Genomic DNA, 20,282 nt, shown 5'->3' on the forward strand with positions numbered 1-20,282 from the left:
GCCTACTTTAAGAAAAATTTATAAATCCTAGCTATTTTTAAAGAAACTGCCTAAAGCAAAATATAGATAATAAAAATATAAGGGTAAGTTTGTCAGTAGATACACTCATGAAGATATTAGAAGAGTGAAGTTAGAGTAGAAAAACAAACAAATTAATCTACGAGCAGTGATTGTTTAACAAAAAATCTTAATAAACCATGATGCCTCAAAAACGTTACATTGATTATAAAAATAAAGATATCAATTCCTGTCCTAAAGTTCCAGAGTCAATCATGACCGCTAGTCGATGCGAACATACAGCTATCCAAATGAAAATTGATGGATATCTCCCTGCTGATTTGCATGGGCATGTTTTTATGGTTGCTCCTACTGGGACAGTTGAATCTGGGGGTCTTCCGTTTACCGATGGAGATTCACTGTTATGTGGGGATGGCATGATTTATCGGCTGGATTTTGATTGTCCAAACGAAGTCAGATTAACAACACGTATTGCCAAACCACCTGATTACTATGCTGATAAGGCAACTCGTCTTGGCTCAAAGTATGAAAAGTATCGTTTTCGCAATCATGGGATTATTAGATTTTCTTTGTCATTGGGTATTCGTAACCAGCTAAATACAGCTTTTTTACCGATGAAGTTTTCCCAAGACTCGCAGGAGCGGTTACTAGTTACCTATGATGCAGGTCGTCCTTATGAGATTGATACTCAGACTTTAGAGGTTGTTACTTCCATTGGCACTAATCAAGAATGGCAATCTGAATTAAATGGTTATAATGCTCCTTTCCCAGCTTTTTTGAGTACAGCGCATCCTGCTTTCGACGCTCATACACAGAAGATGTTCACTGTTAACTATGGCAGGTCATTAGCTAATTTTATAGACACCATTCCTTTTATTTATAATCTTGAGCAACTGCCTCAAGAAATAGATGAGTTTTTAACTGCACTCGGCTCATTTTTAGGAATGAATTTCCTCAAAGATATTTTTGATTTATTTTCTCAACCTTTACAAACCTTTTTAAAAGTTTATTTCAGGTTAATTGAAAAGCTTACTAACCTAAAGATTGAGAACTTTGTTTATTTGATTTCTTGGGATGGTTCAGGCGCCTTGGAACGCTGGAAGTTAGTTCTACCGGATGGTTCACCTGTGGCAATTGACCAAAGTATGCATCAGATCGGCGTAACGCGAGATTATGTTGTGCTGATGGATACATCCTTTACAACGGGATTGGAACAAGTACTTAATAACCCTTTTCCGCAAAATAAAAAAGTTGAAACACAACTCAGAAATTTGCTAGAGGGGGCTGTTCCACCAGATTCCATACTCTATATCGTGCGTCGTGCTGACCTGAAAGCTGGACAATTTCCAGCATGTGATAACCAGGAGGTTGAAGTTGTAGTTAAAAAAGCTGTGTTGCCGTTGGAAACAGCACATTTTCTGGTAGACTATGATAACCCAAAAGGAAATATAACCCTCCATGCAGGCCATATTTGTGGAATGAATGTAGCTGAATGGGTTAGAAAATATGATGTTTCGGCTTATAACCCCCAAAATCCTGTGCCATCATATCTATATGGTATGGAAAATAGTGAAACAGATATTGGTCGTTTGGGACGCTACATAATTAATGGAGAAATCGGAAATGTCCTCTCCTCACAGGTTATTTCTGATGCGGAATGTACTTGGGGTGTGGAGCTATTTGCTTATCCTGAGCAAGATCCCCAAACAAAAAAACCTTTAGAACGCTTGGAAGACATTTACTTGTGTTCTTTTGGACTATGGAAAGACTTGATGACAGAATTTATTGCTGATAGGTATAAAAATTACAGAAATCGGCAAGTACCTTTAGCAAAAGTGCTAAACTTGGCAAACAAGGGAATACCCGCCTATTTGTTTCGACTTCATACATCATCAAAGGAAGCACTAGCGATTGCCGATCGTTATGAATTCCCTACGGGATACATGGCGCTTTCACCCCAGTTTATCCCGCGTCGTAATGCTGAAAAATCGACAGATGGTTATATCATCTGCACAGTATGGTATGAAAACAAAAATGAATTCTGGCTATTTGATGCCAATAATTTATCCAACGGTCCTCAATGCAAATTGTCCCATCCGTCACTTAATTTTGCTCTGACCTTGCATACTGCTTGGTTGCCAAGCATTGGGAATCGCCAAGCAAGTTACCGCATCAACGTGCGCGAAGATTACAAGGAACTAGTACGCGCAGCATCTCAAAAACATCCAGATATTAAGGATTTATTTGAACAAGAAGTTTATCCTAATTTTGATTAGGTTTAAAATTTAGCCACTGTGTGGTAAATGTAAAGTGGGGAGGAGTGAGTGCATTCCGGTGAAAGCCAAGGGGTGCTTTTTTCTCGTCCCCAACATCTGAAACAAACACTTACATAAAAGTCTAGTATTATTACAGGGCAAAAACTATAAAACTTTTTGCTTTAATAAGTATAACTACTCTGTAGTAAAATTTATACTGTAGCTCAAGTGGCATAGAGCGTGTATGTTATGGTCGCTATTCTAAAGGATAAAATTTTTGAAAAAATTTATGAAGGTATAGAAACCGCTGTTTACCGAAGCAATCTTAAGCAGGGACAAAAACCAGTGGTAATCAAATTGCTTAAATCAGAGTATCCGGCACTAGAAGAAGTGACTCGCTTACGCCATGAATATAAAGTTCTCAAAGATTTGAGCATTGAAGGAGTTATTAAACCTTATGGTCTAGAAAAATATCAGAATGGTTTTGCATTAATTTTAGAAGATTTTGTCGGTCAGCCGTTGAGTCAAATTCTCAAAGAAAGGCAATTGACAATTTCTAAATCTTTGATTACAGCAATTGCACTAGCATCTATATTAATAGATATAGAGAAAGCCGGGATTATTCATAAAGACATCAAGCCTAGTAATATCATTATTAATGTTGAAACAGGACAGGTTAAATTAACTAATTTCGGTTTTTCCTCACGTCTACATTTAGAAAAATCAACTATCAGCAACCCTAACTTATTAGAAGGTACTTTAGCCTACATGGCGCCGGAACAAACAGGGAGGATGAATCGGTCGATTGACTACCGTACAGATTTTTACTCTTTGGGTGTGACTTTATATGAAATGCTGACAGGAACGCTGCCATTTACAAGCAATGACCCAATGGAATTGGTTCACTGTCATATTGCTAAACAACCAGTACCACCTTACCTAAAAAAGCAAATTCCTCAACCAGTTTCAGACATTGTAATGAAACTGTTAGCTAAAAATGCTGAAGAACGATATCAAAGTGCGACTGGATTAAAATTCGATTTAGAAACATGTCTACTACAACTTGAAAGCACCGGAGAAATTAAAGATTTTATCCTCGGTCAGCGAGATCACGGTAGTCAGCTTTTAATACCACAGAAGCTTTATGGCAGGGAACAAGAAGTTGCTATGCTGATGAATGCTTTCAGGAGGGTCAGCCAGGGAGCAACAGAAATAATGCTAGTTACCGGTTATTCTGGTATTGGTAAAACTTCAATTGTTAATGAAGTTCATAAATCCATCGTCGCCGCACGAGGATATTTCATTACAGGTAAATTTGACCAGTTTAGACGAGATATTCCCTATGCTGCTTTAATTCAAGCTTTTCAAGAATTAATTCGTCAGTTACTAACAGAGAATGAGCAGCAAATTGCTGTTTGGAAAAACAAACTATTAGAGGCTTTTGGTGACAACGGTCAAGTTCTCATTGATGTAATTCCGGAAGTCGAGTTAATTATTGGGTTCCAAACTGATGTTCCCAAACTAGGCACCACTGAATCAGAAAATAGATTTAACCGGGTTTTTCAACAATTTGTAAATGTTTTTTGCCAGCCAGAACACCCATTAATCATTTTTTTAGATGATTTACAGTGGGCAGATTCTGCATCTTTAAAATTAATTCGTCTTTTGATTGCGGATAAAAGCAGTAAATACTTATTTTTTATTGGAGCCTATCGAGATAACGAGGTCAACCCCACCAGCCCGTTAATACAAACGTTGGAAAAGTTACATCAAACAGATATAGTAATCCATAACATTTCCGTAGAATCCCTGTTATTCACTCATGTCCAACAACTAGTAGCAGACACCCTTAATGAAGCTATCACAGAAGCGCGAGTTAAATTATTAGCAGAGTTAGTCTTTAATAAAACTCAAGGTAATCCATTTTTCGTAACTCAGTTACTCAAAAGCTTATATAGCGAACGTCTGCTGGTTTATCAGGTAGCTACTGACAAGTGGCAGTGGGAAATTCAGCAAATTCAAGCAGTTGGCATAACTGACTATAATATTGTCGAACTGATTGCTCGAAATATTCGCAAATTGCCACTAGATACACAGAAAGTTTTACAGTTGGCAGCTTGTATTGGCAACCAATTTAACTTAGACATTTTAGCAACTGTCAATGAAACATCAGAAATATTAACGGCTGCTCAGTTGTGGAGTGCCTTGCAAGCTGGTCTAATTCTACCTTTATCTTCAAATTACAAAATTCCTATGGTGTTTGAAAGTACATCAGACATTTTTAAAGTTAGCGATGCCAAAATAGAATATAAGTTTTTGCACGACCGAGTGCAACAAGCAACCTACTCTTTGATTCCAGAATCATCAAGAAAAAATACTCATCTAAAAATTGGTCAACTCTTGCTAAAACATACCACGGCGCAGGAGCAGAAAGATAATATTTTTACATTAGTTAACCAATTAAATTTTGGTACTGATTTACTAAAAACGCAAATCGAAAAGGATGAGTTAGCTCAATTAAATCTTATTGCAGGTCAGAAAGCTAAAGCCGCTACAGCTTATGAAGCTGCGGTTAATTACTTAAATATAGGTCTAAAAATACTTCATTCCGACAGTTGGCAAAATCAATACAGATTAACTTTAAACTTTTATATAGAAATATCTGATGCAGAGTACCTAAATGCTAATTTAACAAGAGCATTAACTTTATGCGAATTGGCATTACAGCAAGTTCACAATCTTTTAGATAATGTTAAACTTTACCAAATAAAAATTAAAATTTACCTAGCGCAAAATCAAATCGACACTGTTTTAGATATTGGACAGAATGTTTTGCAAATGCTAGGTATTTCCTTAGTAGAATCAGCACCACAAAATTTTGACGTTGAGCAGTTAGCCAGCCGATTACCTATGACCGATCCATGCAATTTAGCAGCAATGGAGATTTTGATTCTTATTTGGGCTCCTGCTTGTTTTGGTAAAAGTCAAATTGCATTACCAATACTGTATACGATGGTTGAACTTTCTATGCAATATGGCAATTCACCTCCATCTATTTATGCTTACGCAATTTATGGTGTTATTACATCTTGGTTACTTCTAGATATTAATCTCGCCTATCAACTTGGTCAAACATCTCTAAAAATATTAGATAAATTAAATGCGAAAGAGCTTAAATCAAAAGCATTGGTAACGATTTACATGGCTATTATCTATAAAAAAGAGCATATTAAAGAAACCATAAATCCTTTGCATGAGGCAATTGATAGTGGGCTAGAAGTGGGAGATATTGAGTTTGCTTGTCATGCAGCAAATTTTTATTGTTCTCATCTCTTTTTTGTAGGAAAGCATTTAGAATTAGTTGCCGAAAATCAGGGAATTTATATTGAATTTATTAGCAAATTAGAGCAACAACATCCACTATATTTAACTAAAATATGCGCTCAGTCAGTAGCTAATTTGCTTGACAAATCTGCAAGCAAAACTAAACTAATTGGTGAAATTCTGAATGAAAAAGAAGCTCTCCCTTATTTTTTCTCAACTAACAATTTAATGTTGTTATTTAATGTTTATTTTTATAAATCATTTCTTTGTTATTTTTTTGAAGAATATCATAGCTCTGTAAATTATGTAAAAACAGCATTAAACTATGCTGGTTTTATTCAAGGTGAAGTTATATTTACGCTGCATAACTGGTTTTATTCTTTAGCACTGATCGCTGAGTATTCTGATAACTTATTAAAATCCGAAAACAAACAAGTAAATAATTTAGAAGAATACTTGAGCCAAGTAGATGAAAATCAAAAAAAGATGAAATACTGGGCTGAACACGCGCCCATGAATTATCAGCACAAATATGATTTAGTGGAGGCTGAAAAAGCTAGAGTATTGGGACAAACACTTGCAGCTATGGATTACTATGACCGTGCGATAACTGGCAGTAGGGAAAATGGATTTATCCAAGAAGAAGCACTAGCTTATGAATTAGCGGCTAAATTCTATTTAGCTTTAGGACAGCAGGAAATTGCCCGAGCTTATATGACCAAGGCACATTATGGTTATATTTGCTGGGGAGCTATTGCCAAAGCCAAAGATTTAGAATCAAAATACTCACATATCATTATTTTTTCAAAGTTAGATAAAAATACCATCAATTCACAAGTTTTAGATTTGACAACAATTATCAAAGCTTCTCAAGCTATTGCCAGTGAAATTATTTTAGAGCAGTTACTAAAAAAAATAATGATTATAGTAATTGAGAATGCAGGCGCCCAAACTGGTTTTCTTGTTTTAAAGCAGCAAGAAAAATTATTTATTCAAGCCAAAAGTAATATAGATACCTCAGAGGTCGTAGTATGTCAATCAGTACTAAAAGAAACTAGCGAACAGTTGCCAAATTCCTTGATTAATTATGTAGTTCTAACTAGAGAAAATGTAATTCTAAAGGATGCAAGTCACGAAGGATTATTTACCACAGATAAATATATTATTCAAAATCAGCCATTGTCTGTACTGTGTACGCCAATTATTAACCAAGGTGAGCTTTTGGGCGTACTTTATTTAGAAAATAATCTTGCTGTAGGCGCTTTTACATCAGAGAGATTAGAAGTATTAAAAGTTTTATCATCTCAAGCAGCAATTTCGATTAAAAATGCTCAACTTTACCAAAATTGTCAGTTAGAAATATGCGAGCGTCAGCAGGCAGAAGAAGCATTACGAGAAAGTGAGAAAAAGTTAGCACAGTTTCTTGAAGCTTTACCAATAGGTATATTTACTATTAATTCTCAAGGACAACCTTGCTATGCTAATCAAACCGCACAAAAAATTTTAGGTAAAGGAATTGTTCCCGGTACAAATTCTCAATTATCTGAGATTTACCAAGCTTATACACAGGGAACACAAAAGTACTATCCTGATGATGAGTCGCCTATTTTCAAAGCTTTGAATGGTGAAAGTAGCACTATTAATGATGTTGAACTGCATTTTGCAGATAAAATTACTCCTTTGGAGGTTACAGCAACACCTATTTTCGATAGCCAAGGTAATATAATCTATGCCATCGCAGCTTTTCAAGATATAACACAGCGTAAGCAAGCAGAAGTAGAGCTTGCCTCTAAAAATATGGCTTTGCAAGAAGCTACAGAAGAATTAGCTAAATATAACCGTAACTTAGAAGAAAAAGTTCAAGAGCGAACCAAAGAATTAAGCCAAACTTTAGAAATTCTCAAAGCTACTCAATCTGAACTAATTAAAGCAAATCAAGAATTACATCGTCTCTCTAGAATCGATAAATTAACTCAAGTTGCCAACCGCTTTTGTTTTGACGAGTATTTACTGCAAGAATGGAATCGTTTAGAATTTGAGCAACAACCCTTATCATTAATTATATGTGATGTCGATTATTTCAAAAAATATAACGATTTTTATGGTCATCAATCCGGCGACCACTGTTTGCAACTAGTTGTTAAAGCATTACTTTCTGTGGTAAACTCTCCAACACATTTGTTAGCTCGTTATGGTGGAGAAGAGTTTGCCGTAATTATGCCATCAACAGGTGTTGAGGAAGCAATCATTATCGCAGAGGCAATTCAACAAGCAATTCATCAAGCCAAATTGCCTCATGCTTGTTCAGATATTAGTCAATATGTTACTATCAGCTTGGGAATAGCTACTGTAATCCCAAATAATAGCATCTCCCAAGCAAGCTTAATTGCTACCGCAGATAAAGCGCTTTATGAAGCAAAGCGACAAGGACGTGACTGTTATGTACATGCGCTATAAACTAAGTTTATGTTATGAAGGACGGGCAAGGATGCCCATCCCACAAGACTTATCCCACAAGAGTTATCCCACAACACTTATCCCACAAGAGTTATCCCACAACACTTATCCCACAAGAGTTATCCCACAAAACTTATTTAAAGTCTTTTTTGTGCCATTGCTAAAAGTTGTTGTGCTTCGGGATAAGAAGTTGTTCCAGGTTTGATTGTTCTTAGTTGGTTGATAAGATCGTGAATTTCGGCTTTGAATTGCTGAGTATCAGACGGCGCCGATATAATTAACCTTTTTATATCTCGGTTTGCTGCTTCGAGTATTTGTTTTGCTTCACTTTCATAGCGTTGTCTGCTTTGAATAGTTCCTAAGTTTGTTTGATATTGAGCAATTAGTTTTTGTGCTTCGACGTAACCTGCTTCTTTTACGTCTATATTTTTAAGTTGCTGAATGGCATTGTTCCATTGTTCTGCTATTTGTTCCCATTTGTCTGCGGGGTGCGGTGGGTTTTGCGATGCTTTTGCTGCAACGATTGCATATTGTTTTGCTGCTTCTATATAATTGTTGCTACCAGAGTTATCTATTGTTCGGTATTTAACTTGTACTGATGCTAGCAGTTGTTGTGCTTCGAGGAAACGAGGGTTTTCTTTGGGAATTTCATTGAGTCTGTTAATTGCTTGTTGCCATAGTTCTGAGGCAGTTTGTGGTTGTTTTGGTTGAATTTTTTGCGCTTCGATGTCAAATTGTTGTGCAGCAGCAATAAGTGTAGCTGTTTGAGCATCTATTAATTCTTGTTTGTAAGGTTTGAGTTTCGCTTGGGCATTTTCTGCTGCTAAGGTCTCTGCTGGAATTTGCTCGAATAAATTTATTGCGCTTTGCCAAGCTTCAATAGCTTGTTCTTTTTGTTTGATATTTGTAGCTCTTTTATATTCTGATTTTGCTGTTAAAAGTAGTTGTTCTGCGTCTTCTAACGGTGTTAGCGCATTTTTGTTTTGAAACGCAACGGCTTGTAAACGTGCCACCTTTTTGCGTGCGGTTTCAAATTCATCGAAGGAAAATCTCCAAGCGCAGCCAAAATAATTACAGTATGCTTCTGGGTAATGGTTTAATGACCAGACTGGCAAATTATCTAAATGCTTCTTCGCTTGTAGAACTTTTTCTCCACCTCGTTCGATGTCAGCAGCGCTAGTTGGGTTATCTAATAGCTGTTCGGCTTGACCAAGTGAATCAACGGCGCCACGATAATTGAAGTCCATATCCATGTAAGTCGGTATTAGTAAAATTGGCGCCGTTTTGGCAATTGATTTACGAATCATTGGATTAGGTAAATTTACTAGCCACACAACACCTGCACAACTACCAATAAACATGAGAAAAAATGTAACTTTTGTTAATATGCCTGGTGGACGATTTGCTTTTATCGCTTGTTTGAGTATTTTTTCATTGAATTGTGGATATATATCTGAAACATTATCACGCAACTCATCTATGGTTATGGCGCCTTTTTCTTGACGCAGTTTTTCTAAGCGCTTCATTATAATAAGCTTCTCAGTTCTTCCAATCGCGTCATTAGTGGCACAACGCTCGACTTCATCCCTTAATATTTCAAAAGCACGCTTGTTTAATTTCGTCATATTTAATACCTGTTTTCATATATCTCTCCTTAGTGTTCCCGTGGAAATAAGAGAAGTATAAAAAATTAAATTGTTGATTTTGAGAATAAAAATGGGAATCATAAATTCAAGAGTTGGAATTTAGATTCTATGAATAGTTACTGGTACTTGTCTGGTTTGATAGTGATGGCTCCTTTGGCTGCAACAGCGCAAGTTGTGCCCGATAATACAACGGGAAGCCAGGTGATACAGAATATTCAAATTAATAATGTTCTAAGCGATAGAATTGACGCTGGACAACAACGCGGTAACAATTTATTTCATAGCTTCAGTGAATTCAACATTAACAGTGGGCGCGGTATTTATTTTACTAATCCGACAAATGTTACTAATATTTTCACACGGGTAACAGGAAGCAATGCGTCTAATATCAATGGTGTGTTAGGTGTATTAGGTAATGCAAATCTATTCTTTATGAATCCTAATGGTGTTGTTTTTGGAACTGGCGCCAAGTTAGATGTAAAAGGTTCTTTTATTGGTACAACTGCTAGTAGTATCAATTTTGGGGATGGCGCCGTATTTTCTACATCACCAACATTACACAGCGAGGTGCTTACAGTTAGTATACCCGTGGGATTAGGTTTTGGAAGTAGTCCAGCACCTATCCAAGTTCTGGGAACTGGTCATAATTTAACAACTACAGACATTACTTTTGCACCATATCTTCAACTCATTGCTAAGACAGGGTTACAGGTACAGTCAGGAAAAACTCTGGCTTTAGTTGGTGGTGATATTAACTTAGATGGTGGTATTCTTACTACTGCTGGTGGAAATATTGAACTAGGCAGTGTTGGCGCCCAAAGCCAAGTAGGTTTAAATTCTACCACTCAAGGATTTAAACTAGATTATAGTCAGGCGCCAAGCTTACAGAATATTCAACTTTCAAACAAAGCGCTTATAAATTTATCGGGACTTAACACAGGCTCTGTACAATTACAGGGAAATCAAATTAGTATACGCGAAGGTGCAAATATTTGGAGCCAAAATCGCGGTATTAAACCAGCGGGAGATATAAATGTTAACGCGACGCTATTAGAGGTAAATGGCACTACCCCTGATGAAAAATTGCGAAGCGGTATCGTTAGCGAAACTGTTGGACTCGGAGCAAGTGGAAATATTACTATTTCAACTTCAGGGTTAACCATGCAAAATGGAGGGGCAGTTACGGCTAGAACTTATACTCCTGCTCCTAGCGGCAATCTTACTGTTAATGCCAGTGAGTTTATTACTTTAGCTGGGTTATCTCCAAAAACAAATGTGTTTAATGTTCTTGGTACTAACACTCTATTCGGAACTAAGCTTGAAGAAAAACCAATTACAACAGCAAAGGGAGGAGATGTAACTGTATCAACACGGCGCCTGTCTATCAAAGATGCCTCGTATTTATATGCTATTTCATTAGGTGATAGCCAGAGTGGGAATGTGAATATTAATGCCGACACAACCGAAATAATTGGTGGTTCTGAAAAAGTTGCTGGTTTAGATGGTTACTTAGCTAGCACAATTTCAACTGTTGCTTATCGTCGTGGTGATGCGGGTAACATCAAGCTTGATACACGCACGCTTAATATTCAAGCAGGAGCAATGATATCCACTTCCAATTTAGGCACTAATAATGCAGGCAATATCACAATCAATGCCAAAGAATCCATCGAGATGGCAGGTACGTTGTCATCTGATGGCAAACCCTTGTTTATAAGTAATATTAGTTCGACCATTGGCTCACCGAGTCGTGATATTCAAAGCATTTCTACTTACCGTGCATTGGGAGATGCTGGTAGCGTTACAATTAATACCCCTTCCTTGAAGATTAGTAAGTATGCGGGTGTGAGCGTTGGAAATTTTGGAAATGTTGGAGGAGCTGGTACACTTACAATTAATGCTAACTCTCTACAATTGAGTGATATGTCAAGTATTGGTGCTTCTAGCGTCTCTGGTAGAGAAGGTAATATTACTTTAAACGCAAATAATCTTGAAATGCGGCGCCAAAGTCAAATCACAACAAATGCCCGTGGAACAGGTAACGGTGGCAATATTAATATAGATGCAAATACGATTATTCAGCTAGAAAACAGTGATATCACTGCAAATGCAATTCAAGGGAAAGGTGGAAATATAAGTATTAATACTCAAGGTATTTTTAGCTCACCAGATAGTTTGAGAACTGCGACGGGAAGCATCAACGGGGAAGTTAGAATTACAACTCCAAATATTAAACAAGATAATTCTCTCAAAGAACAATCGAGTGCAATTATCAATACTGAACGAGTAATCGCAAGTAGCTGTTTTGCAAATCGTAATACACAACAAGCTAGTTTTGTTACAACTGGTAACGGGGGTTTACCACAGGCGCCAAGTAATGATAATGAATTAGCTTTTGGACTAATACAAGTTCGTCCAGTTAATAGTCCTGTTCAAAATACCCAAAATACCCAAGTTAATTCTAATTGGAAACACGGCGACAACATACAAGAAGCAACACAGCTTGTAAAAACCAGTGACGGAAGACTTGTGTTAGCAAATAATCTTGGTTCTTATTTAGCGTCTACAAGTGATTTGGTTTGTACAAAAAGCATGTAGAGACGTTACATGTAACGTCTCTGTATGTGTTCATGGAACACCCAATATGCTGTATTTCTAGGCGCCAATCCAATTATTCGATATTCTGCTCGAAAAGTCTCACTTCTCCTGCGTCATTAATCAACGTGACGGAACCTGAAGCCAAAGATTTTAGTATATTGCTAATTTGAGAGATTAACGGTAGCAGAGAGTCTGGACGTGTACTATAAACATTTAGAACTATAATTCGCAACGTAAGACCATGAAGATTCTGTTGATACGGCAAGTTCTTATCAGCTGTAATAAAAACATCAAAGGGATGTGCTTGTGCCAGAGCTAAAAGTTCTCGGTCTTTTACGCCGCGCCAGCCCATCTCCTCAACATTTTTAACGAAATATCCTGCATCTGCAAGTGGTTTCTTTAGTTTCTTGCTTAATAAATTTTCATCAAATAGAATGAATACGAGTTGTCCGCTCCTGATCCAACATCATTTTTGCAATCACCTCTAAAGTGAGTAAAGCCTGACTCTTTAAGTGCGGGAAATCTTCTAAAAACTCAGATAAGCCCGCTTCACCTTCGAGGTAGTCAAAAAATGTTTGTAATGGAACTCGTGTCCCAACGAATACCGGAACTCCACTCATAATCTCTGGATCAGAGTGAATAATTTCTCGGTCACGCAAATAAGATTGAATGTCTATTGTACTTTTATTCATACCTAATGGCATTAAGGAGTTATATTTTTATTAATCGGTAATTTACAGCCTAACGTCAAATTAAAATTTATTGATGGCTGAAGAGATAATGCCTCATTTTACACATATTTTGATGACCCAAGCCACAGTTACTTTTGGGATTTTTACAATTTCTGCTCAGACTGCTACATGATTCGCAACTTCCCTTAGTAGTATCACGTCTCAAATGCTTGGGCTTCTTGGGTTAGATTTTACCAAGCCTTTTTGCACATGACGTTAAAAGTCGGATATATAACTGCGGATAGTTACAAAACAGAATAAATATTGCTACAATTTGTAAAGTAAATTAAAAAACTTTATATTATCTATAATGACAACAGCTTTAATTACTGGTGCTTCTGGCGGGATTGGTAAAGCTTTTGCTGAGGAACTCGCTGCTCGTAACAACAATTTAGTACTTGTCGCGCGCTCTGAAGAGAAGCTTCATCAGTTAGCATCAGAGTTGCAAGCTAAACATCATATTGAAATTGATGTTATCGTCAAAGACTTAGCTGAACCTGGTTCTACGGCACATGTCTTTGATTATACAAGAAACCAAGGAATTACAATTGATACGCTAATCAATAACGCTGGTTTTGGAGACTATGGAGATTTTGCCGAGCGTGATGGTGAACGGCAAATTCAAATGATTCAATTAAATGTGCTAGCGCTTGTTGATTTAACACATAAATATTTACCCTTAATGCGGCAGCGACGCAGCGGTAATATTATCAATATTGCATCAATAGCAGCGTTTCAAGCGATACCTTATATGTCAGTATATGCCGCGAGTAAAGCTTTTGTACTAAGCTTTAGCGAGTCGTTATGGGCAGAAAATCGCGCGCTTGGTGTACGTGTTCTGTGTGTTTGTCCTGGCCCAATAGACACAAACTTTTTCACTGCGGCAAAATTTCCACCTACCATTGCGGCAAAAAATACTCAAATTACTAAAGTTGAGACAGTTGTTCGAGATACTCTCCAAGGTTTAGAAAGAGGTGAATCGGTGGTTGTGAGTGGTGGTTTAACTAGTCATTTGATACCAAAGCTATCACGACTTGTACCACGTAGAACTTTGGTGAGTGTGTTAGAGAAGCAGTTTAAAGCTTAGTGTTCTGGATTTTATTTAGAATTTTATTTGGATTTTATTAATTATATTGCCCTTGCCTTAATCTTTGTAATTTCAGCATGGTTAGACAGATGGTTAGCCATAAAAAACCAACTCCATAACCAGCTATTATATCTGTAGACCAGTGAACACCCAAGTACAAACGGCTTAAACCAATGGTGCCTATTAAAATCACTGCTATAAAATAAATAATTTTAGAATATTTAGGGTAATGAGTTGCCAGTAGATAAGCTATGGAGCCATACAGTACCATTGAGCCTAGTGCATGACCACTTGGAAAACTATAAGATGTTTCTACAATTAATTGTTTCCACAGTTGTGGACGAACTTTAGAGAAAAATAGCTTTAATCCTGTATTTAAAATAAATGCACCCAAGCAAGTTAATACAAATATCATTGCCTCTAATCTATAACGGCGCCATAAAAGCGTTAAAGTAGTTACCCCAGCAAGAATTACAACTACAGTTGGATTTCCTAATTGGGTTATAAATAACATTAAATTATCAAGACTGGGGTTCGCGTAGGAGTGTATCCATAATAATATAGATTTATCGAACGCGAAAGATTCTTGTTCTAAAACTTCTTCAGCTAGCTTTGCTAAAACGAATAAAATTAGTAAACAAACAGCTAATCCACCAATGCCAAGGGCGCCTATTAAGGTAATTAATTTTGGGTGTATATAACGTAACCAAAATCTAGAAATTTTTTGAAGCATAGGTTTTGGAGACTGTACATGTACAGTCTCTACATTTGGTTGTTAAAATTACGGTGCCTTTTTCAGGTTTTCTATTCCTTTGACTACTGTTGCCGTTTGAATTTTGTCTCCTTGTTTGATTTTGTCTACTACGTTCATTCCTTTGGTGACGTATCCGAACACTGCGTAGTTACCGTCTAAAAATGCTAGGTCTGTTAGAGCAAAATAAAATTGTGATGATGCGGAGTTTGCTTCACTGGAACGTGCCATTGCTACTGCACCACGCTTATGACGTAATGTTGGCGGTTTTGAAATTCCCGCACTTTCTAAAGTTTGACCGTATATAGGTTGTTTAGCGCCTGTAGGTTTTATTTCTAAAGGAACATAACGAGCTTTCTTTGTTGCTGGGTCTATCCATGAACCTGTTCCTAGCCTTTCTGCCGGAAATTTGCGGTCTTTGCTTTGTGGATCTCCACCTTGCACTACAAATGGTTGTGGTTCTCTAACTACCCGATGAAATACTAGTCCGTCGTATACTTTTCTTTGCACTAAATCTACAAAGTTACCTGCACTAATTGGAGCATTGGTACCATCTAATTCAATGGTGATGGGTTGGTTGTTGACTTTTATTACTACAGTTGCTTTGCCATTGAGTCGTGGTAGGTTTTTAATTTGAGATGGAGCAGGCGCCTGAGCTATTTCTATATTACCTGCTGTGACTGGTGGCTGAATTACGTTATATGTTGTCAGCGAGAGCGTAATTATGGCAGCAATTCTGCCTACTTGGATGTAGAAATTTTTATCGAGCATTTATTTGTTGTTTCTAGATGTATGGTGGCCCGAAGCCCACCTTACTACTTACACTGGGTAAGTTGGGCGTTGCCCAACCTACACGTATCTTGTTAACTGTACGCGGTACCTATCTTTTTTTGTTACCGCAATTTCACCTATTTCTAGGCGCCCTTTGCCACGTATAGAAACTAAATCACCTGTTTTAAGTTGTGCGGAAGGACTAGTCGTGTCTTTCCAATTTACGCGAACGTCACCTGAATCAATAAATTCAACCATTTTGCTGCGTGACATTCCAAATCCTGCGGATGCAACTGCATCTAGTCGTAGTGATGCTTCGACGGTGGTAAGTTCTTTTTTCTTGGGTTCGCGGATTTTTAATTCACTTAATTCTATACGTCGTGTGTTAACGGGTACTGAGCGTACTTGTTTCAAATGTGTCTCTAGATAGTCCCCTAATTCAGGCACTACAATTACCTGGGCACCTCGTTCTCCTAAAACAATCACGTCACCTGTTTTGTCACGCACTATACCACAACCTAACATGGCGCCGAGAAAATCTCTGTGTGTTGCAGTATCAAATAAAAAATTACCTGCAATATCAAGCGCAACGAGTTCTACCTGTGACTCGTCTAAGGGAAGTTCCGAACGTGCTATGGCAAGTCGCTGACGTTCTGCTTGTGGATACCCACCCCAGGCAACTAAATGAATTTCTGTAAGACGACTAAAAGACCTTTGAACTTCTGCCAACTCTGGAGGTGAAAGAAAATCTGTCATCACAACTTCCCAAGTTTTAATGGCTTTTTCCGCTTGGTCGATGACGCGGGCAACTTCATCTCTATTTTCAACACCCTTCAAAAGTTCTTCTCGTGGCAGCATGTGGATAAATAATGATATTTCTACTAGCTATTTCTTGATTCTAACGTCAACTCCCACTTATATACCTCTAACCCAAGCGTGTCTGTCCCTTTCATTTTTTCTACATTCTGCATTCCTAATTTTTCTAATACCCGAATTGAGGCAACATTATCTATAGGAGTATGTGCAATAATTTTCTTTGCTGCTAGCTGTGTAAAGGCAAAGTCTATAAGCGCTTCCACTGCTTCGGTCGCGTAACCTTCATTACGATAAGCAGCTAAAATTTCGTAACCTATTTCTAACGTCTCGTCGTCTGACTTTCCTTCAAACCCTAAATCTCCAACTAACGTAGAATCATCGGTACGAATTATTAACCATACTCCATACCCTAACTGTGAAGGGTCAGATTTTAGTAGCTCTATATACTTCGGTAAAAAAGCTTGAACTTCTGTATTGTACCAATCGTCTGGTATATAAGCAGTTAAAAGTTTTTCTAGCAAAGGTTTGTCTTTTGCTAGAGTAGCTTGAGCTACTTCCAATGAACAAGGTAGTAGCTCAAGACGCTGTGTATCGATGTATAAAATTTGTTCCATCTAAATTATTAAACAGTTGATGTATCAGCATAACCCTGAAGATTCTCAGGGTCAAACCGACGTAATATCCTAGTTGCTTCGCGGGTTTGACTTTCTTGACCTTGAACTACAATTAGGTATTTTCCAGCATCAAGACGATTACGATATGGTAATGCATCACCACTACCTATAACCATCCCGACTCCTCCCCCTACAAAGATACTACCCAAGGCGCCACTGGCAGCACCTAGTAGTCCTCCAATAAGTTGATTACCAATTCTACCAGCCCAGGCAAAAGTATCTAAATCGGTAACTAGGTTAAATGTAACACCAGCAAAAAAACCGAATGGTATCAACCATATGGCCATAAATTTTGTTTGCTTCACCGCTTGCTCTTTAGGGTCAATTAAGCCAAACTCATCAGCAGTTTTGTAACCCCTGCCTAGGATAGTACTATTTATACCCTCTTTTTCTAATTCTAGGTAAGCAGCTTCGGCTTGAATACGGTCGGCTAATACAGCAACAAGGTAATTCATTGATTATAAAATTCGTTGTTTAATCAGATTTGCTCTCATTTAATAGCGTAGCAGCCTGAGAAACATCAAATGAATACCAAATAAATTGTAATCGATATGACTTCACTTTAATGAATCAAATGGTTCACAAAAATTATCGATGCCTTGCTTCATAACGTACATTAGAACAGGCGCCGCTAAAATGCTAGGGAATGTGGGCATAGTTCTAATATGTTGCATCATCTCTTGAATAGAACCATCTTGTAAGTTGCTACGAAATTCTTGCTGGCAAATCACAGCACGCCATTTTCTAGCTAATGCATCTAACCATTCCGAGTTAGCACGCTCAGGCTGTTGTCCAACACGAATTGCCAATGTCATTGCAGCATCTTCTAAATCTCCCTCACAGTCCTCAATCGCGTCGAGTGCTTTTAACGCAAGGGGGTCTTCTGAAAGTTGCGAGCGAAATTGAGCTATTTCTTTTAATGTAACTGTTGTCATGCGGTTTTTGATGAGCAAAGTAGCTACCATTCAGCAATGGTACGAGCTTTTTCGTTCATTGTAAAATTTTCTGCCCATTTTTACATCAAATCACAAATGTAGAGACGCGATAAATCGCGTCTCTGATAAATCGCGTCTCTACAATTCGGGAATAATTGTCTTGTTTCGTTAGCGCGTACCTCTAGCGGTAACAGCACGCTGTATAGTTGCTAAAGCACGGTTGTAACCCAAAATCGCTGTGACTCTATTACCTTCAGATTGTGTTAGTCGATTTTGAGCATTAATTACGTCGGTTTGCGTCCCAACTCCCGCTTGGAAACGTAGACGTGCTAGTCGCAGTGCTTCGGTTGCCTGTTCGAGAGCAACATTGGCTGTTTGAATGTTGCTTAGGTTCGATTGCAACTGCGAAAAAGCCTGTTCAACTTGGAACCTAATTTGGTTTCGCTGTTCGGCAAATTGCGTTTCTGCAATACTAATAGCTCTTTGTGCTTGTGATGCACGAGCGCGCGCGGCGCCTCCTTCATATAAGGGAATACTAGCTTGCACTCCCACAGAATAACCATCAACAACAGATATCTGGTCTTGAAATTGGTCGAGCAAGTTGTATTGAGCAACTAAACTAATTTGTGGACCAAGTGCCGATAGTGCCTGTCGTCTTTGCTGTTCGCCAATATTACGTTGAGCTAGTTGCTGTTGTAATTCCGGTCGATTTTGCAGTGCTTGTATAATGCTTGCTTCGAGTGTTTGATTCCATAAACCAGCAATTGCTACAGGGTCAGCAGCACTCAAATTGACTGATTGCGGTACGCTTAGTGTTGCCGCTAATTGTCGCTGTGCAATTTGCTGCTGCGAAATGGCAATTGTTCGCTGTTGTTGTGAGTTGGCTAAGTCTACTTGGAATTGCAGTACATCAAAACGAGTCCCGACTCCAGCTCGTTCGAGTGCAAGCGCGTCGCGTAAAGATGCTTGTGCGTTTTCTACTGCCGACTCGTTAATTCGTACACTTTCGTCTGCTTGTTGCAAATCGTAATATTGATTTGTAACGTTAAGACGAATTGTTTCTGATTGAACTTCCAGGTTGAACTCATCTGACCTTAGCTGTTCTTCTGCTTGTCGGATAATAGCTTGGCGCCTTCCCGATGTGTAAAGGTCATAATTAAATTGAGCATTACCCGAAAAACCTGTACTTTCTTGGACGCCTTCAAATTGGTCAGCAAAAGCTGGGTTTTCCCGAATTTGCGCTTCCGAACCTAATCTACTCTGTGCAGAACGCTGACGAGTTATATTCGCATTCAAGCCTAATGTTGGAAGTAATGCAGCTTGCGCCTCCCTAACAGCAGCTTGACTACGTTCTACTTGAAGTAATGCCACTTGTAACTGCTTGTTATTACGACGTGCAGCTTCTAATGCTTGATTTAATGTTATTCGTTGCGTTCCTTCTAGCCGAACTTCTTCGGGTCTTGTTGGAAATTGCAACGGATTTGGGTTTGCATTCAAGTAGCTAGGAATTTCTCTTGTTCCACTTGATGGTATTGTTGGTGGTGCTACTGGGGTTGGGTTTGTTGGTCTTGGTGGTGGCACATTTTGTTGCGTGTTTTGGGCAATCTGATTTTGTGCTGGTGTTGGTGTCTCTATTAGTGCCTTGGCGCCTAGTTTTTTTGACGGTGCCTGTGCTACTGTCATAATTTCACTAGTCGTGTTCTTATGACGAACCAAATCCTTGATGTTTAGATTTAATATATCTAACTTGTTTAAGATTAATTCTTTCGGTTCTTCACCATAAAATTCCACTAATGTCAATAGAAGATTCTCATCATTTTCTGTAGCTGATTTAGCTATTAACTTTTTACTAGTTGCTTCAAGCCAAAGAATGTCAGTTGAGCCAATCAACTTGCTTGATATTATGCTGCTAGGGTTATTTACGGCACGTATTTCATTAAATTGAAATGGCGCCTGTAAATTAATAGTTTTTGTAACGAATGTATTGTCAAATACCATTTGCGGGTGCAAAATGTTGGATTTGAATACAGGTATAGAATCGAAAATGTTAATGCCAGAAGCAACCAATGTAGGTTCACCTATTTTTGCAGTGTTGGCATAGCTCGAATGAGAAGCTAACACTGCTACCGTTACTCCGGGCAAGAAGCTATAAAATAATTGCTTTCCGTTCACCGGGTCCCTCACACAAAAAATGACATCGGCTTAAACCGTTTCCCACG

14 protein-coding genes are annotated in these 20,282 nt (G+C 38.0%); 4 read left to right on the plus strand and 10 right to left on the minus strand.

The window, feature by feature from the left end; genetic code table 11:
* Positions 1-197: 197 nt before the first annotated feature.
* Together DSM106972_RS23830 and DSM106972_RS23835 are read left to right on the plus strand one after the other, a co-directional pair.
* Positions 198-2,294, plus strand: coding sequence for a carotenoid oxygenase family protein (locus tag DSM106972_RS23830; RefSeq protein ID WP_233787313.1), 2,097 nt, complete (start codon positions 198-200; stop codon positions 2,292-2,294).
* A gap of 228 nt (positions 2,295-2,522) precedes the next feature.
* A complete protein-coding gene (locus DSM106972_RS23835; RefSeq protein WP_127083027.1) occupies positions 2,523-8,054 on the plus strand; it encodes a diguanylate cyclase domain-containing protein in 5,532 nt (1,843 codons plus the stop codon).
* 137 nt (positions 8,055-8,191) lie between these two features.
* Here DSM106972_RS23835 and DSM106972_RS23840 read toward each other — a convergent pair whose 3' ends face one another.
* Positions 8,192-9,679, minus strand: a complete 1,488-nt coding sequence (locus DSM106972_RS23840) for a hypothetical protein (RefSeq protein ID WP_127083028.1) — start codon at positions 9,677-9,679, stop codon at positions 8,192-8,194.
* 129 nt (positions 9,680-9,808) lie between these two features.
* Between DSM106972_RS23840 and DSM106972_RS23845 the strand changes: the two genes are divergently transcribed.
* Complete coding sequence (locus tag DSM106972_RS23845) at positions 9,809-12,298, plus strand: two-partner secretion domain-containing protein (RefSeq protein ID WP_127083029.1); 2,490 nt, start codon at positions 9,809-9,811, stop codon at positions 12,296-12,298.
* Between the two features lie 73 nt (positions 12,299-12,371).
* On the opposite strand, the gene DSM106972_RS23850 is transcribed toward DSM106972_RS23845, so the two are convergent.
* Together DSM106972_RS23850 and DSM106972_RS23855 are read right to left on the minus strand one after the other, a co-directional pair.
* Positions 12,372-12,758 carry a DUF5615 family PIN-like protein gene (locus tag DSM106972_RS23850; protein ID WP_127083030.1) on the minus strand — a complete coding sequence of 129 codons (387 nt, stop codon included), beginning with the start codon at positions 12,756-12,758 and terminating at the stop codon, positions 12,372-12,374.
* On the minus strand, positions 12,724-12,990 hold the full coding sequence (locus DSM106972_RS23855; protein WP_127083031.1) for a DUF433 domain-containing protein: 267 nt from the start codon (positions 12,988-12,990) through the stop codon (positions 12,724-12,726). The genes DSM106972_RS23850 and DSM106972_RS23855 overlap by 35 nt, the downstream gene beginning before the upstream one ends.
* 349 nt (positions 12,991-13,339) lie before the next feature.
* Between DSM106972_RS23855 and DSM106972_RS23860 the strand changes: the two genes are divergently transcribed.
* Positions 13,340-14,116, plus strand: coding sequence for an SDR family NAD(P)-dependent oxidoreductase (locus DSM106972_RS23860; RefSeq protein WP_127083032.1), 777 nt, complete (start codon positions 13,340-13,342; stop codon positions 14,114-14,116).
* Between the two features lie 37 nt (positions 14,117-14,153).
* Here the strand turns inward: DSM106972_RS23860 and DSM106972_RS23865 are convergent, their stop codons facing one another.
* The 7 genes from DSM106972_RS23865 to DSM106972_RS23895 all read right to left on the minus strand — a co-directional run bounded on the left by DSM106972_RS23865 (position 14,154) and on the right by DSM106972_RS23895 (position 20,235).
* Positions 14,154-14,849 (minus strand): phosphatase PAP2 family protein, encoded by a 696-nt coding sequence (locus DSM106972_RS23865; protein WP_127083033.1) that lies wholly within the window; start codon positions 14,847-14,849, stop codon positions 14,154-14,156.
* Between the two features lie 48 nt (positions 14,850-14,897).
* Positions 14,898-15,638 carry a peptidylprolyl isomerase gene (locus DSM106972_RS23870; protein WP_127083034.1) on the minus strand — a complete coding sequence of 247 codons (741 nt, stop codon included), beginning with the start codon at positions 15,636-15,638 and terminating at the stop codon, positions 14,898-14,900.
* A 78-nt stretch (positions 15,639-15,716) separates the two neighbouring features.
* Complete coding sequence (locus tag DSM106972_RS23875; RefSeq protein ID WP_127083035.1) at positions 15,717-16,496, minus strand: photosystem II electron transport protein, Sll1252 family; 780 nt, start codon at positions 16,494-16,496, stop codon at positions 15,717-15,719.
* Between the two features lie 23 nt (positions 16,497-16,519).
* Positions 16,520-17,068, minus strand: a complete 549-nt coding sequence (locus DSM106972_RS23880; RefSeq protein ID WP_127083036.1) for a GNAT family N-acetyltransferase — start codon at positions 17,066-17,068, stop codon at positions 16,520-16,522.
* 8 nt (positions 17,069-17,076) lie between these two features.
* Complete coding sequence (locus tag DSM106972_RS23885; protein WP_127083037.1) at positions 17,077-17,583, minus strand: hypothetical protein; 507 nt, start codon at positions 17,581-17,583, stop codon at positions 17,077-17,079.
* Between the two features lie 102 nt (positions 17,584-17,685).
* Complete coding sequence (locus DSM106972_RS23890) at positions 17,686-18,063, minus strand: hypothetical protein (protein WP_073619242.1); 378 nt, start codon at positions 18,061-18,063, stop codon at positions 17,686-17,688.
* Between the two features lie 168 nt (positions 18,064-18,231).
* A complete protein-coding gene (locus tag DSM106972_RS23895) occupies positions 18,232-20,235 on the minus strand; it encodes a TolC family protein (protein WP_233787315.1) in 2,004 nt (667 codons plus the stop codon).
* Positions 20,236-20,282: the final 47 nt, after the last annotated feature.

The organism is Dulcicalothrix desertica PCC 7102, from assembly GCF_003991905.1.
Classification (GTDB): Bacteria; Cyanobacteriota; Cyanobacteriia; order Cyanobacteriales; family Nostocaceae; genus Dulcicalothrix; species Dulcicalothrix desertica.

Excerpts from the sequence above, each read along its gene's own strand:
- DSM106972_RS23830 (WP_233787313.1), top strand. The coding sequence starts at position 198 with ATGATGCCTCAAAAACGTTACATTGATTATAAAAATAAAGATATCAAT.
- DSM106972_RS23835 (WP_127083027.1), top strand. The coding sequence starts at position 2,523 with ATGGTCGCTATTCTAAAGGATAAAATTTTTGAAAAAATTTATGAAGGT.
- DSM106972_RS23840 (WP_127083028.1), bottom strand. The coding sequence starts at position 9,679 with ATGACGAAATTAAACAAGCGTGCTTTTGAAATATTAAGGGATGAAGTC.
- DSM106972_RS23845 (WP_127083029.1), top strand. The coding sequence starts at position 9,809 with ATGAATAGTTACTGGTACTTGTCTGGTTTGATAGTGATGGCTCCTTTG.
- DSM106972_RS23855 (WP_127083031.1), bottom strand. The coding sequence starts at position 12,990 with ATGAATAAAAGTACAATAGACATTCAATCTTATTTGCGTGACCGAGAA.
- DSM106972_RS23860 (WP_127083032.1), top strand. The coding sequence starts at position 13,340 with ATGACAACAGCTTTAATTACTGGTGCTTCTGGCGGGATTGGTAAAGCT.
- DSM106972_RS23865 (WP_127083033.1), bottom strand. The coding sequence starts at position 14,849 with ATGCTTCAAAAAATTTCTAGATTTTGGTTACGTTATATACACCCAAAA.
- DSM106972_RS23870 (WP_127083034.1), bottom strand. The coding sequence starts at position 15,638 with ATGCTCGATAAAAATTTCTACATCCAAGTAGGCAGAATTGCTGCCATA.
- DSM106972_RS23875 (WP_127083035.1), bottom strand. The coding sequence starts at position 16,496 with ATGCTGCCACGAGAAGAACTTTTGAAGGGTGTTGAAAATAGAGATGAA.
- DSM106972_RS23880 (WP_127083036.1), bottom strand. The coding sequence starts at position 17,068 with ATGGAACAAATTTTATACATCGATACACAGCGTCTTGAGCTACTACCT.
- DSM106972_RS23885 (WP_127083037.1), bottom strand. The coding sequence starts at position 17,583 with ATGAATTACCTTGTTGCTGTATTAGCCGACCGTATTCAAGCCGAAGCT.
- DSM106972_RS23890 (WP_073619242.1), bottom strand. The coding sequence starts at position 18,063 with ATGACAACAGTTACATTAAAAGAAATAGCTCAATTTCGCTCGCAACTT.